Origin of the sequence: Winogradskyella sp. (genome assembly GCF_045105575.1) — a bacterium.
Lineage (GTDB): Bacteria > Bacteroidota > Bacteroidia > Flavobacteriales > Flavobacteriaceae > Winogradskyella.
This window is the reverse complement of sequence record NZ_JBGCDQ010000006.1, coordinates 36,035-52,326: the sequence shown is the minus strand read 5'-3', so window position 1 is coordinate 52,326 and position 16,292 is coordinate 36,035. Positions and strand designations below refer to the sequence as shown.

General features: G+C 34.1%; 15 protein-coding genes. 7 read left to right on the top strand and 8 right to left on the bottom strand.

The genetic code is table 11. The features are described 5' to 3' along the window. The first annotated feature begins 54 nt into the window (after nt 1-54). The 3 genes from mfd to AB8B52_RS01195 all read left to right on the top strand — a co-directional run bounded on the left by mfd (nt 55) and on the right by AB8B52_RS01195 (nt 5,838). Nucleotides 55-3,405: a transcription-repair coupling factor gene (gene mfd / locus AB8B52_RS01205; RefSeq protein WP_406024421.1), complete on the top strand. Its 3,351-nt coding sequence runs from the start codon at nt 55-57 to the stop codon at nt 3,403-3,405. Nucleotides 3,406-3,616: 211 nt separating this feature from the next. Then, nucleotides 3,617-4,480 carry a DMT family transporter gene (locus tag AB8B52_RS01200; protein ID WP_406024419.1) on the top strand — a complete coding sequence of 288 codons (864 nt, stop codon included), beginning with the start codon at nt 3,617-3,619 and terminating at the stop codon, nt 4,478-4,480. Between the two features lie 56 nt (nt 4,481-4,536). Next, entirely contained in the window at nt 4,537-5,838 is a 1,302-nt protein-coding gene (locus tag AB8B52_RS01195) for a TlpA family protein disulfide reductase (RefSeq protein WP_406024417.1), read from the top strand. A gap of 136 nt (nt 5,839-5,974) precedes the next feature. On the opposite strand, the gene AB8B52_RS01190 is transcribed toward AB8B52_RS01195, so the two are convergent. Further along, a complete protein-coding gene (locus AB8B52_RS01190; RefSeq protein ID WP_406024416.1) occupies nt 5,975-6,907 on the bottom strand; it encodes a nicotinic acid mononucleotide adenyltransferase in 933 nt (310 codons plus the stop codon). A 45-nt stretch (nt 6,908-6,952) separates the two neighbouring features. On the opposite strand from AB8B52_RS01190, the gene AB8B52_RS01185 reads away from it, so the two are divergent. Both AB8B52_RS01185 and AB8B52_RS01180 read left to right on the top strand, forming a co-directional pair. Beyond that, nucleotides 6,953-7,090: a hypothetical protein gene (locus AB8B52_RS01185; protein WP_406024414.1), complete on the top strand. Its 138-nt coding sequence runs from the start codon at nt 6,953-6,955 to the stop codon at nt 7,088-7,090. Between the two features lie 110 nt (nt 7,091-7,200). Continuing rightward, entirely contained in the window at nt 7,201-8,202 is a 1,002-nt protein-coding gene (locus AB8B52_RS01180) for an NAD(P)H-dependent glycerol-3-phosphate dehydrogenase (protein ID WP_406024412.1), read from the top strand. A 56-nt stretch (nt 8,203-8,258) separates the two neighbouring features. On the opposite strand, the gene AB8B52_RS01175 is transcribed toward AB8B52_RS01180, so the two are convergent. From AB8B52_RS01175 to AB8B52_RS01165, 3 genes are all read right to left on the bottom strand, one after another. Next, a complete protein-coding gene (locus AB8B52_RS01175) occupies nt 8,259-8,654 on the bottom strand; it encodes a hypothetical protein (RefSeq protein ID WP_406024410.1) in 396 nt (131 codons plus the stop codon). Nucleotides 8,655-8,727: 73 nt separating this feature from the next. Next, nucleotides 8,728-9,747 (bottom strand): phenylalanine--tRNA ligase subunit alpha, encoded by a 1,020-nt coding sequence (locus tag AB8B52_RS01170; RefSeq protein WP_406024408.1) that lies wholly within the window; start codon nt 9,745-9,747, stop codon nt 8,728-8,730. Between the two features lie 156 nt (nt 9,748-9,903). Next, on the bottom strand, nt 9,904-10,260 hold the full coding sequence (locus AB8B52_RS01165) for a hypothetical protein (protein WP_406024406.1): 357 nt from the start codon (nt 10,258-10,260) through the stop codon (nt 9,904-9,906). 292 nt (nt 10,261-10,552) lie between these two features. On the opposite strand from AB8B52_RS01165, the gene AB8B52_RS01160 reads away from it, so the two are divergent. Beyond that, on the top strand, nt 10,553-11,071 hold the full coding sequence (locus AB8B52_RS01160; protein WP_406024404.1) for a CvpA family protein: 519 nt from the start codon (nt 10,553-10,555) through the stop codon (nt 11,069-11,071). Here AB8B52_RS01160 and AB8B52_RS01155 read toward each other — a convergent pair. Further along, entirely contained in the window at nt 11,068-11,991 is a 924-nt protein-coding gene (locus tag AB8B52_RS01155) for a LysR family transcriptional regulator (RefSeq protein ID WP_406024402.1), read from the bottom strand. The two genes, AB8B52_RS01160 and AB8B52_RS01155, sit on opposite strands and share 4 nt — an antisense overlap. 91 nt (nt 11,992-12,082) lie before the next feature. Here AB8B52_RS01155 and AB8B52_RS01150 point away from each other — a divergent pair, with 91 nt between their 5' ends. Further along, complete coding sequence (locus tag AB8B52_RS01150) at nt 12,083-13,045, top strand: sodium-dependent bicarbonate transport family permease (RefSeq protein ID WP_406024400.1); 963 nt, start codon at nt 12,083-12,085, stop codon at nt 13,043-13,045. Here the strand turns inward: AB8B52_RS01150 and can are convergent. From can to AB8B52_RS01135, 3 genes are all read right to left on the bottom strand, one after another. Next, entirely contained in the window at nt 13,042-13,683 is a 642-nt protein-coding gene (can, locus tag AB8B52_RS01145) for a carbonate dehydratase (RefSeq protein ID WP_406024398.1), read from the bottom strand. The genes AB8B52_RS01150 and can overlap by 4 nt on opposite strands. A 12-nt stretch (nt 13,684-13,695) precedes the next feature. Further along, nucleotides 13,696-15,558, bottom strand: coding sequence for a SulP family inorganic anion transporter (locus AB8B52_RS01140; RefSeq protein ID WP_406024397.1), 1,863 nt, complete (start codon nt 15,556-15,558; stop codon nt 13,696-13,698). 221 nt (nt 15,559-15,779) lie between these two features. Beyond that, nucleotides 15,780-16,292, bottom strand: coding sequence for a universal stress protein (locus AB8B52_RS01135; RefSeq protein ID WP_406024395.1), 513 nt, complete (start codon nt 16,290-16,292; stop codon nt 15,780-15,782).

The window sequence follows — 16,292 nt, the reverse complement described above, 5'->3', positions numbered from 1 at the left end:
TATCATTAAGGAACACTTCAAAACTTTTATATTTGCAAATCCAAACAAAGAAACTTGAGTAAAGTGTCTATTGCCCAAACATTCGCACAGACTTTGCAACTGCAAAATCTGCAAACTGCTATTGCCTCATCCGAAAGTAAATTACATTTAAAAGGCCTTGTCGGATCTTCTTTTTCTATTGTAGTTTCTGAAATTTTTAAAACAGCCGACAAACCCTTTTTACTGGTTTTTGATGATAAAGAAGAAGCCGCTTATTATCTCAATGATTTAGAACAACTCATTAACGATAAAGATGTGTTGTTTTATCCTGGCAGTTATCGCAGACCTTACCAAATAGAAGAAACTAATAATGCCAACGTACTCTTACGTGCCGAAGTTTTAAACCGTATAAATTCACGTAAAAAACCGTGTATTATTGTCACTTATCCTGATGCCCTTTTTGAAAAAGTAGTAACAAAAAAAGAGCTCGAAAAAAATACCTTAAAGATTGCAGTTGGTAACGAATTGAGTATCGATTTTGTAAATGAAGTCTTATTCGAATATAAATTTAAACGTGTCGATTTTGTTACAGAACCTGGCGATTTCTCAGTAAGAGGTGGTATCGTTGATGTCTTTTCATTTTCGCATGATGAGCCTTACCGCATTGAATTTTTTGGTGATGAAGTAGATAGCATTAGAACTTTTGATGTAGAAACACAACTCTCTACAGAGCGCATTAAGAAAGTGAGTATTATTCCGAATGTGGCCAATAAACTGATTGCTGAAGACCGTGAAAGTTTTCTAAAATACATTTCTAATAAAACGGTTATCTTTTCTAAGAATGCTTCGCTTATTTTTTCAAGAATTGATGATTTTTATGGTAAAGCTGAAGAAGCGTTTAATAATTTATCAGGTGAAATAAAACAAGCCTCACCAGAAGCCTTATTCTGTAATTCCGATGTGTTAAAGCGTCAGTTTTTAGAATATGCTATGGTGGAGTTTGGTTCGGAAGCCCTATTTGCAAAACAACTCATTCCATTTTATACCAAGCCACAACCAGCCTTCAATAAACAATTCAATTTGTTGATTGAAGACTTGAACAACAATCACGCTAAAGGCATTACCAATTACATTGCTTGTGTTAGTGAGCAGCAAGCCAAACGATTTCATGATATTTTCACTTCAAATTCGCTCAGCGACCAAGATTTAGAACAAAAAGTGCATTATAAAACGATTGTACTTTCATTACATCAGGGTTTTATAGATGCCGAAAATAAAATTGCTGTTTATACAGATCATCAAATTTTTGACCGTTACCATAAATTCCATCTTAAAAATGGCTATGCTAAAAAACAAGCTATAACCTTAAAAGAATTAACCAATCTCGAAATTGGAGATTACGTGACGCACATCGATCATGGCATTGGTAAATTTGGAGGGCTTCAAAAAATAGATGTTGAAGGTAAAAAGCAAGAAGCCATAAAACTGGTTTATGGTGAGCGCGATATTTTATACCTCAGTATTCACTCGCTCCACAAAATCACCAAGTTTAATGGTAAGGATGGCAAACCTCCAACGGTTTATAAATTAGGAAGCAAAGCGTGGAAGGTTTTAAAACAAAAAACAAAATCGAAGGTTAAGGAAATTGCGTTCAACCTTATAAAATTATATGCGAAGCGAAAACTAAAAAAAGGCTTTCAATACGCACCAGATAGCCATATGCAATTAGAGCTCGAAGCCTCTTTTGTCTATGAAGATACTCCAGACCAAATCACCTCAACTGCAGACATAAAAGCAGATATGGAAAGTGAACGTCCTATGGATCGTCTCATCTGTGGAGATGTTGGTTTTGGTAAAACGGAAGTGGCTATAAGAGCGGCTTTTAAAGCGGTTGATAATGGCAAACAAGTCGCTGTTTTGGTACCAACCACTATTTTAGCGTATCAACATTCACGAAGCTTTAAGGAGCGATTAAAAGATTTTCCAGTGACTGTGGATTATGTCAATCGATTTAGAACAGCCAAAGAAAAGCGTGAAACTTTAGAAGGTTTAGAAAAAGGAAATGTAGATATTATTATTGGCACGCATCAACTCGCCAGTAAAAACGTAAAGTTTAAAGATTTAGGCTTGCTGGTTGTAGACGAAGAACAAAAATTTGGAGTCGCAGTGAAAGAAAAGTTGAAGACCATAAAGGAAAACGTGGATGTACTGACCTTAACAGCAACTCCTATTCCGAGAACATTGCAATTTAGTTTAATGGCTGCACGTGATTTATCTGTGATTACCACAGCTCCACCAAATCGTTATCCTATTGAGAGTCATGTCATTCGTTTTGGTGAAGAAACGATTCGCGATGCGATTAGTTATGAAATTCAACGTGGTGGTCAAGTCTTTTTTATTCACAACAGAATTGAGAATATTAAGGAAGTTGCTGGTATGATTCAACGACTTGTTCCTGACGCAAAAATTGGTATTGGTCATGGTCAACTCGATGGTAAAAAGCTAGAAAATTTGATGCTCGCTTTTATGAATGGCGAATTTGATGTTTTAGTAGCCACAACGATTGTAGAAAGCGGATTAGACGTTCCAAACGCTAACACCATTTTTATTAATAATGCCAACAATTTTGGGCTAAGTGATTTACACCAAATGCGAGGACGTGTAGGACGAAGCAATAAAAAAGCCTTCTGTTATTTTATTACACCAGATTATTCCGCCATGACCACTGATGCCCGAAAACGTATTTCGGCTTTAGAGCAATTTACAGAATTGGGTAGCGGATTTAATATTGCCATGAAGGACTTAGAAATACGTGGTGCAGGCGATCTTTTAGGTGGAGAACAAAGTGGTTTTATTAATGATATTGGTTTTGATACCTATCAGAAAATTTTAAATGAAGCTATTGAAGAACTTAAGGAAACTGAGTTTTCAGATTTATATAAAGATGATGGTAAACCTAAAAAATATGTAAAAGATATTACTATTGATACGGATTTTGAATTGTTATTTCCAGACGATTATATCAACAATATTACTGAGCGTTTAAATCTATATACCAAACTCAATCAAATTAAAACAGAAGAAGAATTAGCTACGTTTGAAACTGAAATCGTTGACCGTTTTGGCGAATTGCCAACCCAAGTTTCAGATTTATTAGACAGCGTGCGCCTCAAATGGATGGCTACTAAAATGGGTATCGAAAAACTAATAATGAAACAAGGTAAAATGATCGGTTATTTTATTCAAGATCAACAAAGTGGTTTTTATCAGAGTGATGGTTTTGCAAAGGTGCTAAAATTTGTACAAGCCAATGTTGGCAGATGCAAAATGAAAGAAAAACAAACTCGAAAAGGCTTACGATTGATACTTACTTTTGAAAATATAAAGTCTACACGACAAGCTTTGAATGCGCTTTCAGGTGTTTAGGTGTTAGGTGTTAGGTGTTAGGTGTTAGGTGTTAGGTGTTAGGTGTTAGGTGTTAGGTGTTAGGTGTTAGGTGTTAGGTGTTAAAAATCACGAATTTTTTTTGAAATTTTGAACTTAAAATTACACAGAGATTCACGGTGGTTTCACTGAGATACGTGGAGTGCTTATAAGATGTAATTTGAAGAAAAAGTAAATAAATCACTTTTCATTTATGAAAGAAAAAAGTCATTTAAATCATATTTTACTACTTACCGTTGCCACACTATTTATTAGTACATCTGGTGCTTTAGGAAAATTTATTGACTTACCTACTCCTGTGATTATTTGTTGGAGATCATTTTTAGCAGCACTGTTTTTACTCGTCTATTGTCTTTACAAAAAGATTGATCTTAAAATAAAAACACCTAAAGACCGTCGCACCTTTTTTATAGGAGCCGTTTTAATGGGAGCACATTGGGTAACGTACTTCCATGCTTTAAAACTGACTAATGTTGCCATTGGTATGTTATCCATGTTTACGTTTCCAGTGATGATTGCACTGTTAGAACCGCTTTTTTCAAAAACAAAATTCGATCCTATTCATATGCTACTGGGAGGCATGGTACTTCTCGGTATTTATATTTTAGCACCAGACTTTAATTTAGAAAGCGATCAACTTAAAGGTATTTTATTTGGCTTATGTTCAGCGCTCTGTTATGCTTTGCGCATTCTCATCCTTAAAGGAGAAGTTAAAAAGTATCATGGTACCATGCTCATGTTTTATCAAGTTGCTATCGTTTCGGTTTTGTTGATGCCATTTGTATTTACACTAGGAACCGCTAATATTACCACGCAATATCCATACGTTATAGTACTAGCTTTACTCACTACAGCGATTGGCCATACCATGTTTATAAACAGTTTAAAATATTTTAAAGCAAGTACTGCGAGTATTATTGGAAGTGCACAACCTGTTTTTGGAATTATAATTGCTTACTTTTTCTTGAATGAGATTCCCACATTACATACATTTGTTGGAGGTAGTTTAATTATAGGCACTGTGATTATAGAAAGTATACGATCAAAAAGGATTTGATAGCCTTATATTGGCTTAATTATTGAGATAAATCAGCAGTACAATACTATTTTATTATGAAAAAATTAGTGATCATATTCTGGGCATTACCATTATTAATAGTTGCTCAGACTGTAAAAGGAAGCTTCTCACCTGTTGAAGATTTTACATATGCATTTTTATACAAGGCCACTCCAGAAGGTGCTAATTATGTTAACAGAGGACAACTAGATAGTCTTGGTAATTTTGAAATACAACTAGATTCATCAGTCACTGCTGGTATCTATAAAATAGTATATGCGATTCCGCCTGAAGAAAATAATTTCGATTTTATCTACGATGGAAAAGAATCTGTTGCTTTTAATTTTAGCTATAAAGAAGGCGTCCACTTTACAACGTCTGAAGAAAATAAACTTTGGAATTCCTATCTTAAAAGTATTGATATGGTTAACCAAACCATCAGCAATTATTACGGTAAAGACAACAAAGACGAAAAAGGGTTTCAATCTATTTTTAAAACTTTAAAAGATACGCAAACGGGTTATGAAGAATTAGCAAACGGAAAGCTGGTCTCAAGTTTCATCAGAGCGAACCGACCTTATATTCCTGCACAATACGAGGATCTTTCTAGCTATTCTGAAAACCTTAAAGCACATTATTTAAATCAAATTGATTTTAGTGATTACCTGCTTCAAAGTTCATCTTTCTTAGTGGATCGCATTACCGCTTATGTCTTTAATATGGTAAAAGACCCAAGTGATGCGACTTATAAACAGCATGTAGATGACGTTGCAGCTGCTATTAATAGCAATGATTTAATTATTAAAACCAGTTTGTTAGAAATGCTCTGGCAGCATTTTGTAGATCAAGACAACCATGATGTTGCTAATTATATTACGACTAATTACTTACTCGAGTTAGCCACAGCCACAGACAATAACGTTTTAAAAGACATGGTGATTTCTTATAAAAATACATCCATAGGTTCTAAAGCTCCTAATTTTGATATCACTTCAAACGGAAAAAACACCAACTTACATCAGTTAGAAGGTGCTGAACAGTATTTACTTATTTTTTGGAGTAGTGCTTGCGGACATTGCCTTAGCGAATTGCCAAAAGTGAAAGCGATGGTTGCCAATCAACCCAATATAAAAGTTGTGGCCTTTGGCTTAGAAGAAGCTGACAATAATTGGGAGGCTGAAATTAAAAACTATCCCGATTTTGTGCACCAAATTGGTTTAGACAAATGGAAAAATCCAGTTGTAAAAACCTATGGTATTTCTGCAACACCAATGTATTTTCTTTTGAGTGCCGACAAAATTATTATGGCTAAGCCTTATGGCATTGAAGATTTGGAAGTTGTTTTGAAAGGGTTGTAAATTTTAAGAACTGTTATTAGAAGCGGTTGTTTACTCTTTAGATATATTTTATTTTAAAAAAAAAGAAAAACGCCCAGTAAAACAAGCGTTTTATCTGAGCGTTTTGAAACTAAATAACCAACCAAAATTTAGTTTCTTATGTTCTTGTATTTTCTCTAGTATTCTCTACTTTTTTTGTGCTTTGCTTACGCTTCTTAGGTTCATCTATTTCTGTACTAGATTTTCCTTCTGTGTTTGCATTTCTGTAATACTGAATGTAGCCTCTTCCTCTAAATTCATACACTGTACCAGAATTTGCGTGAAACAACTCTATTGTACTATCATTAATAACGTTGAGTTCAAAGAATTCATTGTTGAAGAAATCATAATCTAATGTTAATGTTTTTTGGTACATCGTACCTGGAACATTTCCTACTCCATAACGTCCTGTAAAATCCCAAAAGATGTTGTTCATATTTTGATCTTGCGAACTTCTAAATGTATCGTCATTTGCACCAGATAAGAACTGTAAAAAATTCTCACTGTCAAACTCATTTAAAGCTCCAAAATTACTAGTCGCTGTTTTTTCCCAAGCGTTATATTCTTGTAAGAAATAATGAATATTATCGTAAAAGATAAAATCATAATCGAAATTAGATCTTTGATAACCCTCTAAAAAATAAGACGTATCAGTAAATGGATTGTATAATTCAATGGTATTAAAATCTATTTGATACACATCAAAACTGTCAAAACCATCTATAATATGGTCAACATCTAAAATCATATCATAGGCATCGTAATTTCCTATTTGTACACCAAATCCATTGCCTTGGCTACCAAAACCAACTAAATTATTATTAGCAAATAAACGACCATTGTCAAAAGATAACGTAAATGCGATTTGCATAAATGGTGTGTCACCAAAACCTTGTGTAGCATTAATATCCACATACCATAATTCGTAAGAATTTAGTAACTGATTTAATGACACAGCTGGAGTATCGTTAATATAAAGTTCCTCTGTATAACATGAGGTGAATAATGTAGCACTGAGTGCAAATCCTAAGAGTAGTTTTAAAGTTTTCATAATCTAACGGTTTTAAGGTTATTACTATATATCTATTCAAAACGTATGCCAAAAAATGATTTTGATAGTTGGCTCTGCGCTATTTTTGGTGCAAAAACGCAGCGCTGCAAAGAGGAATTTGTAGCGCATTTTGTTTCTATAACGTTGTGCGGAATTCTTTTATCTCACGCAGAAAACTCATAATTATTACTACTTCTAAACTGAAATAAATTCAACGCAAGTAAGCTTAATGTAACATTCGTCTTTCATTAAAACTTTCCTTATTTTTGAAGGTATAAATTGATTTCAATCTTATGAGTAACACTACAAAATATGCCGTATTTGGTGCAGGAAGCTGGGCCACAGCCATTGTGAAAATGCTTTGTGAAAATTTAGATGAAGTCGGTTGGTATATGCGAAGCGTTTACGCTAAAGAACACATTTTAAAAGAGCAACACAATCCCAGTTATTTAAGTTCGGTAGAATTTAAAACCGAACAACTTAAACTAAGTAATGATATTAACGAAATTGCTGATTGGGCTGACGTGCTTATTTTTGTGATTCCTTCTGCGTTTATTCATGCTGAACTCGAAAAACTAACTATTGATATTAGTCATAAAACTGTGGTTTCTGCTGTAAAAGGCATTATGCCAGAAACAGGATTGTTAGTGGGAGAACATTTTCATGATGTTTATAAAATTCCGTTTGAAAACATTGCAGTTATTGCTGGTCCTTGCCACGCGGAAGAAGTTGCTTTAGAGCGTTTATCATATCTCACCATTTCTTGCTCAGATGCTGAAAAAGCACAAGCTATTGCAGATAATTTATCTAGTGATTACATAAAAACGAAAATAAGTGATGATATTATTGGTATCGAATACGCTGTAATGTTGAAAAATATTTATGCCATCGCAGCCGGAATTGCTCATGGATTAGGCTATGGTGACAATTTTCAGAGTGTGTTAATGAGTAACGGTATTCGTGAAATGAAACGTTTTATCAAAAAAATGCACAAGATGAAACGTAATATTAATAATTCAGCCTATTTGGGCGATTTATTAGTTACGGGTTATTCGGTGTTTTCTCGAAATCGCATGTTTGGCAACATGATTGGTAAAGGCTACACCGTAAAATCTGCACAAATGGAAATGAACATGGTTGCAGAAGGCTATTATGCCACAAAAAGTGCACACGAACTCAACAAAAAGAATAAAAAGAAAACACAACTACCAATTATAGAAGCGGTTTATGCCATTCTTTATGAAGGTAAGGATGCCAAGAAGGTGTTTAAGAAGTTGACGGATAAGCTGGATTAATTATTAGCTTTTGGCTATTAGCCTTTTGCTATTAGCGAACTGCCAAGAGCTAACAGCTATTTTACCAAAACACCTCGCAATTGCATCAAAGGAATCGTCTGCAAAGCCTTAGTATTTATCGTATTTTTTCTAAACAAATAGGTTTTATCAAACATTTGGTTGCCTTCAAAAAACGTGATTTTAAATTCATTGTTGAGTTCTAAGACTTTTTCTTGTAGGTATTCAATCTTAGCGTAACTTCTTGCTGGTAATTTTGTAATGGTATGTCGCATTACAGGTGTTATTTTTTTGTCTGTATACCCTTTAGTAACAATTAAAACGGTTTCTAAATCATTATCGCTATTGTTAATGATATAGGCATTCCAATCTTGTGTTTTGTATTCTTGATGCTGCTCTTGTACCACAGCGACGTATACGTCTTTTACTTTTGGGATTTTTATGTCTTTTTTCATTGATACTTCAACCTTTATAAAAAAGAAGCCTTTTTAGAATTGAGTTTCCCCTTCTGGGGAATTAAAGGGGCTTTTATAAAGCCGACTTAAACTGCTCCAAGAACCTAACATCATTCTCGCTCAACAATCTAATATCACTAATCTGATTCAAGAGCATCGCAATACGATCGATTCCCATGCCAAAAGCAAAACCAGAATATTGCTTAGAATCAATACCACAGTTATCTAAAACATTAGGATCTACCATTCCACAACCCATAATTTCTAACCAACCTGTACCTTTGGTGATTTTATAATCGGTTTCTGTTTCCAGTCCCCAATACACATCGACCTCAGCACTTGGTTCTGTAAATGGAAAGTACGATGGACGCAATCTAATCTTAGATTTCCCAAACATTTCTGTCGTAAAATATTGAAGCGTTTGCTTTAAATCTGCAAAACTCACATCCTTATCAATATACAAACCTTCTACCTGATGAAAGAAACAATGCGAACGTGCCGAAATGGCTTCGTTACGATACACGCGACCTGGTGAAATAGTACGGATTGGTGGTTGGTTATTTTCCATATAACGTACTTGCACAGAGCTCGTATGCGTACGCAGTAAAATATCGGGATCGGTTTGAATAAAAAAGGTGTCCTGCATATCTCTTGCTGGATGGTATTCTGGAAGATTCAACGCCGTAAAATTATGCCAATCATCTTCAATTTCTGGACCTTCACTTACGTTAAACCCTATACGCGAAAAGATATCAATAATATCATTTTTTACAATAGAAATAGGATGACGTGCTCCTAGAGCTATAGGCTCACTTGGACGTGATAAATCTCCATAAATTCCTTTATCCTCTTCTTCATTTTCGAGCGCTTCTTTTAAGGAATTGACTTTGGCTTCGGCTGTATTTTTAAGCTGGTTGATAATTTGTCCGAATTCACGTTTCTGATCGTTCGCTACATTTTTTAATTCGCCATAAAACGCTTTTAAATGGCCTTTTGAACCCAAATATTTAATTCTAAACGCTTCTACCTCTTCTTTAGATTGGGCTTTAAAGGCTTCGGCTTCGGCTATAAGTTCTTTTATCTTGTCTATCATGAGTTCTTTAGGCTGTTCCGATAGCAATCGGAATTATTTAAGTCACTTTTATTCAGTCGGTAAATTTATGATTTTTTTGGTTAAAGACCTCACAGTCCACAATAGCAATCAGGATTAAAAACCTGTGAGGTCTCCACAATAACTTAAATACTTAGTTTATTCAATATAATCCGTTTCTAAAAAATAATTAACAATAGCTTCTTTCATTAATACACTTTGCTCACCAGCTTTGAGATGCGGCAATTGTGCTAATACTTTATAATGCGGCCAACCATCATCATCAACATAATCGAATTCATAAAAACCATAAGGAGTTAACACCTTGCATATGGCTATGTGCATTAAATCGAGTTTATGATCTTTTTTATATTCGCGATGTATCTGTCCTAATTCTTGGACTCCAATGAGGTATATTATAGAATCAAGATCTAGTTTATCTCCATCTGCAAATTGATTAGAGAGTTTGTCTACCACCAAATCCCAGCGTTCTTTTAATTGTTCGTCTCTTGCCATTTTTTTGGTTCAAAGTTTAAAATTGAAGATTTCAAGTTGTTTTTCAACTTCAAATTCATCTTCTATTCCAGATTTCAAAGTTAATAAACTATAAGGTCTTGATTTACGTTATACTATTAAAATCAGAAAATTTATGTACGTTTCTTTCAGAGACAGAAATTTTTGTAAATAAACATTATAAAAACTTATGTCATAAAAGGAAACACGTCCTTAGTCCGAAAATTTTATTAAGTTGATTGATATAAATTTCAACTTAAAAAATTCATGTACTTTTGACTAAACCACCAGACGTATGAGTATTATTGATATTATTTTAGCAGCCCTTTTACTATTTGGGTTTATTCGTGGCTTATTTAAAGGCTTATTTGTCGAAGTCGCCTCTTTACTTGCCTTAGTTTTGGGTGTTTATGGTGCCATTCACTTTAGTGGTTTTGCTGCTAATTTTTTACAAGCAAAAGTCGATTGGAACGAAAAGAACATTAATATTGTGGCTTTTGCCATAACGTTTGTCGTCATTGTTTTAGCAATTGGTTTAGCAGGAAAAGCATTAACAAAACTCGCAGATTTTGCAGCTTTAGGCATTATTAATAAACTGGCAGGTGGTGTTTTTGGTGCTTTAAAATTTGGATTGATACTTAGTGTGGTCTTAACCTTGTTTCATAAAATGAACAACACACTCCCTTTTATGGAAAAAGAGGATTTAGAAAAAAGTATGCTCTACCATCCTGTAAAATCTTTAGCTCCAACAATTTTTCCTAGTATTATAAAAAGTGATGACGAAGAAACTGTTGATGATGGTAATACGGCTTAGTAATCGTCCGTCCAGCTAAAATAGGTTTTATAGACATTTTCTTTTTCTTTCCTCACGTAGTCTAAAAATGCCTCTGCTACAGGTGAAAGGGTTTTCTTTTTAAGCCAAATCAATTTCCAATTAGAATGTAATGGTAAGCCTTTTACAGGTACAATTTTTAGTTCGTTTTGTTCTAATTCATTTTTAATACTTAAAAGTGCAACAATAGAAACGCCAATATCAGCAATTAAAGCTTGTTTTATCGCTTCGTTAGACGTTAGTTCTAATTTTATTTTAGGTTCAATTTGTTCCTCTTTAAAAAATTGCTGCATGGTAAAACGTGTACCAGATCCTTCTTCTCTAAAAATTAAAGGAGTCGTTTTAAAGAATTGTTTTGATTTTATCTTATCGTCTACGGGATTATCCTTTGCTGCAACCAGTACTAACTTATTATCTACAATCGATTCTTCTTCAATATTTAAATGCCGCGGACTCACGGTTACTAGTGAAAAATCAACAATATTCTTCTCTAAATCTCGTATAACTTGTGTTTTGTTAGACACATCTAAAACCAACTCAACGCCTGGATGCATTCTTAAAAAGCCCTTTAGAAAAAATGGCATCACATAGTTTCCTGTTGAAACCACTGAGATTTTTAACTTGCCTGAAAGTAAACCTTTAAAAGCTTCCGTTTTATACTGAATGGTATTCACCTGTTCTAAAATACGTTCTGCTATTTGATAAATTTCTTTACCAAATTCGGTGACATAAAATTGCCGACCAATAACTTCAGATAAAGGAATATCAAACTGATCTTGAAAATTTCTTAATTGAATTGACGCTGCTGGTTGCGTCATATTGAGCTCATTAGCGGCTTTTGTAATGCTTTTATTTTGAACAATAACTGTAAATACCCTGAGTTGATGTAACGTAAAATTCATAAATACTATTTATACCTAGAATAACAAAATTAAATAAAAATTTATGAATAATTAGATTTACTTTTGCCGAGTTTTTAAAAACCCATAGTGTATGAATGTTGATGTTTTAATCAGTAATATTACTAATCCTGTTTTGTTATTCTTTTTACTAGGCATTATTGCGACGTTGGTAAAAAGTGATTTGAAAATTCCGGAATCTTCATCAAAATTTATTTCACTTTATCTTTTATTTGCTATTGGGTTTAAGGGTGGTCAAGAACTTTCTCATAGCGATTTTAATACAGAAATATCGAACTCAATCTTATTTGCAATAGTCTTATCAGCAGCCGTGCCTTTATATGTTTTTTATATCCTTAAGAAAAAAGTAGGAGTGCCAAACGCAGGAGCTATTGCAGCCGCTTATGGATCTGTTAGTGCTGTTACCTTTGTAACTGCAGTCTCTTTTTTAGAAATTCAAGGCATTGCATTCGGTGGACATATGGTGGCTATTATGGCTATTATGGAGTCACCTGCCATTATTGTTGGTGTTATTTTAATTATGTTGAATGACAAAATGAAGCCTAAAGAACGTTCTATGGGTTCTATTATAAAACATTCTCTAACAGGTGGAAGTGTACTGATGCTTATTGGTAGTTTGGTTATAGGTCTTATTGCAGATGCCACGCAAGCTAGAGGCATTGAGCCTTTTACAACCGATATTTTTAAAGGCTTCTTGGCGCTATTCCTTTTAGAAATGGGAATGGTAACTGCCAAGCGAATTAAAGGCTTTAAGCAACATGGAATTTCTCTATTTCTGTTTGCAATTTTAGTTCCATTAGTTAATGGATTGGTTGTGGCTTATCTTAGTGGATTCATCACGGAAAGTGAAGGCAACCGTTTGTTATTTGCTATTCTTGGCGCTGGAGCCTCTTATATTGCGGTACCTGCAACTATGAAACTGGCCGAACCTAGAGCAGATGCAGGTATTTATATACCAATGGCTTTAGGCATTACGTTCCCGTTTAATATCACCATAGGTATGCCTATTTATTATGCGTTTATTCAAATGACCTAATCGAGATCTAATCTAAAAACATCATTTAAATGTTCTGCGCTTTCCATTGAAACTTTTAAATCTTTGATAATTCCATCATGAAGGTCATATACCCAACCGTGTATTTGCAGTCCGGATTTATCCTTCCACTTTTGTTGAACGATAGATGTTTTAGCCAAATCGTAAACTTGAGCTTTTACATTTAATTCTACCAAACGATCAAAACGTTTCTTATCTGAATCTATTTTTTTTAGCTCCGTAAGATTGTCTTTATAAACTTCTTTAATATTTCTAACCCATTTATTAATGAGTCCTAAAGATTTGTTTTGCATGGCTGCTTGCACTCCTCCACAACCGTAATGGCCACAAACAATAACATGCTGTACCTCTAAATGATTAACAGCATAATCTAAAACACTCAACATATTCATATCTGTGTGCACTACCATGTTGGCGATATTACGATGTACAAATAATTCGCCAGGATGCGTACCTGTAATTTCATTAGCTGGCACTCTACTATCTGCGCAACCAATCCATAGTACTGGCGGTTTTTGACCTTTCGATAAATTTTCGAAATAATCTTTATCTTTAATGGTCATTTCTTCTACCCATTCTTTATTATTACTGAGTAGTTTTCTGTAGTATGTATTTGGCATGTGGTGTTTGTTTTAGTGTATGTCTTTAATATTTTGTTTTATCCATGTTAAACAATTTTTAAAGGATTTAAAAATATGTTCTTCTGGAACAAAATCTGGAATAATATCAATACGCTCCATCATGTAGCGTGGTTGTTTCAATAAATCTACGAATAATACTTCAACCTGTCGTGCTTTTAATTCTAACAACATATCTTCCATAGCATATAAACCCGACTGATCCATATATTGCATGCGTCCTAATCTAAGAATCACTGTAGATGCCGTATCTGGAATTTGAAGCGTTAATTGTTGAAAATCAGAAGTAGATCCAAAAAACAAGGGTCCTTTTAGGTGTTTAATAAACACTTCTTCCTTTAAATTTTGAGGAAAATTACCTTCATCTGGCCAAGCTTCTTCTTTTAGAGCGGTCACATCAGAGCGTTCGCCTGTTAAATCACCTATTTTTTTCATAAACATTAGCGATGCAATCACTAGTCCAATACCCACAGCATATATTAAATCCCAAAATGTAGATAAGACTAAAACAATAAGCATTATCAACACTTCTGAACTTAATTTTAAAGGCCCTAAATTGATATCTTTCGGCAAACTCGGAATGGCTTTTAAGCCTTTATAATCCATCACTCCAATTCCAACAGTAATTAAAATACCTGCTAACACCGCAGCTGGAATTTTTGATGCAACAGGTCCCAAGGCTATCATAATGATGAGTAACATCACTCCTGCAATCATTCCAGATAATTTTGTTTTTCCACCAGCATTAATGTTAACAACGGTTCTAATTGTTGCGCCAGCTCCTGGAATACCGCCAAATACAGCAGCAATACTATTACCAATACCTTGACCAATGAGTTCTTTATTTGGGTTATGTTTTGTTTTGGTCATATTATCGGCAACAACACTAGTTAATAAAGAATCTATGGCTCCTAACAATGATAAAGCCAAAGCTGTAAAAATGTAAGGAGTAATACTGGTTAAGCTAAAGTTGGTAAACATCTCTAATTTTGGCGTGGGAATACCTCCTGGAATCTCGGCAATAGGTCTGTATCCTAAATTAAATCCGTACGCAATACCAGACATAACTACAAGGGCAACTAAGGTACTTGGAATGACTTTAGTGATGCGCTTAAAACCATAAATAATGATAATAGTTCCTAAGGCTAGTAAAAGTTCTAACCAGTTAATTTGTTTCAAAGCTCTTGGTAATACTTTTAATGCACCAATAGTACCTGAGGCGTCTTTCGCTGCTAAAGTCTGCGATTCATTCAATATTTGATCTGATGTAATGAGATGCGCACGATTTATTGTTTCTTCAAAATTTTCAAGAACCAAAATACCTTCTCCTGCTTCTTCCTTTAGAATATTTTCAAGAATTAGCTCTTCAGCTTGCGGTTTAAATTTTTCAACATAAGCTTCGTCTTCTTTTGGATAATACCCTATAGACGGCAAAATTTGAGTGAGCAAAATAATAACTCCAATAGCCGTCATAAAACCAGAAACAACAGGATATGGAATATATCTAATATATTTACCTAAACCGATAAGGCCAAACCCAATCTGCATTAAACCAGCCAAAACAAAGACTGTTAATATCGCTGGCAACGCTTTTTCTACACTACCATCATTTGTAGCCACAATCCCAGCAATAATGACCATACTCACAGCCGTCATTGGTGCTGTTGGTCCTGAAATCTGTGTGGCTGTACCTCCAAAAAGTGCTGCAAAAAAGCTGATAAAAATCGCTCCATACAAGCCTGCTTCTGGACCTAAACCAGACGATACACCAAAAGCCAAAGCTAAAGGTAATGCCACAATACCAGCCGTAATTCCACCAAAGGCATCTCCCTTTATGTTAGCAAACAAATTCTTCATGTTCTAATTTGATCTAAGATATTGTAACCGACAAATAACAGTTGATTTGTTTCAAAATATCGCATCATTAGTTTCCGAAGTTAACCTAATTTTTAGAATAACTAAATATGGTGCTTACAACTTTACAATAGAACTTATATAAAACAACAAAAACCCTCATAAAATTCGTACGAATCTTCATGAAGGTTTTAGCCTTAGTTTAAAAAAATAGATGCTTCTTATTAAGCTTCTATAACTTGGTGCTCTTGTTTTAAAACATCTAAAGAAAATAGGGTTTCAAAATCGAAATGCTTACCAGTGGAAACTATAATTGTGGTCTTCTTATGATATTTTGAGACAAACTCAGTGATTTTATCACCAATAAAACTCAAAACTTTTGGTTTTCGACTACCCAAAATAATAACATCTGGTTGTACATTATTAATGTGGTTCTTAATTTCATTTTTAACATTACCAAACACGAAAGAGGTGTCTATAGCAATAGCTTCACCTTCTATTATTGGTGCTACCAGCTTCTCAATTTTCTTTTCAGTAATTACATATTCTTTATTAATACTTCGCATAGCAGACAATTGACTATCGGTACTTACAATATCCGTTGGTTTTTTAACATGGAAAAACTCAACATTAGCATCAATCGTTTTTGCTAATTGAACTGCATTTTTTAAGGCATTTTTTGTCGGTTCCTTTAAGTCTGATAAGACTAGTATTTTATACTTATTGTTCTGTTTCAT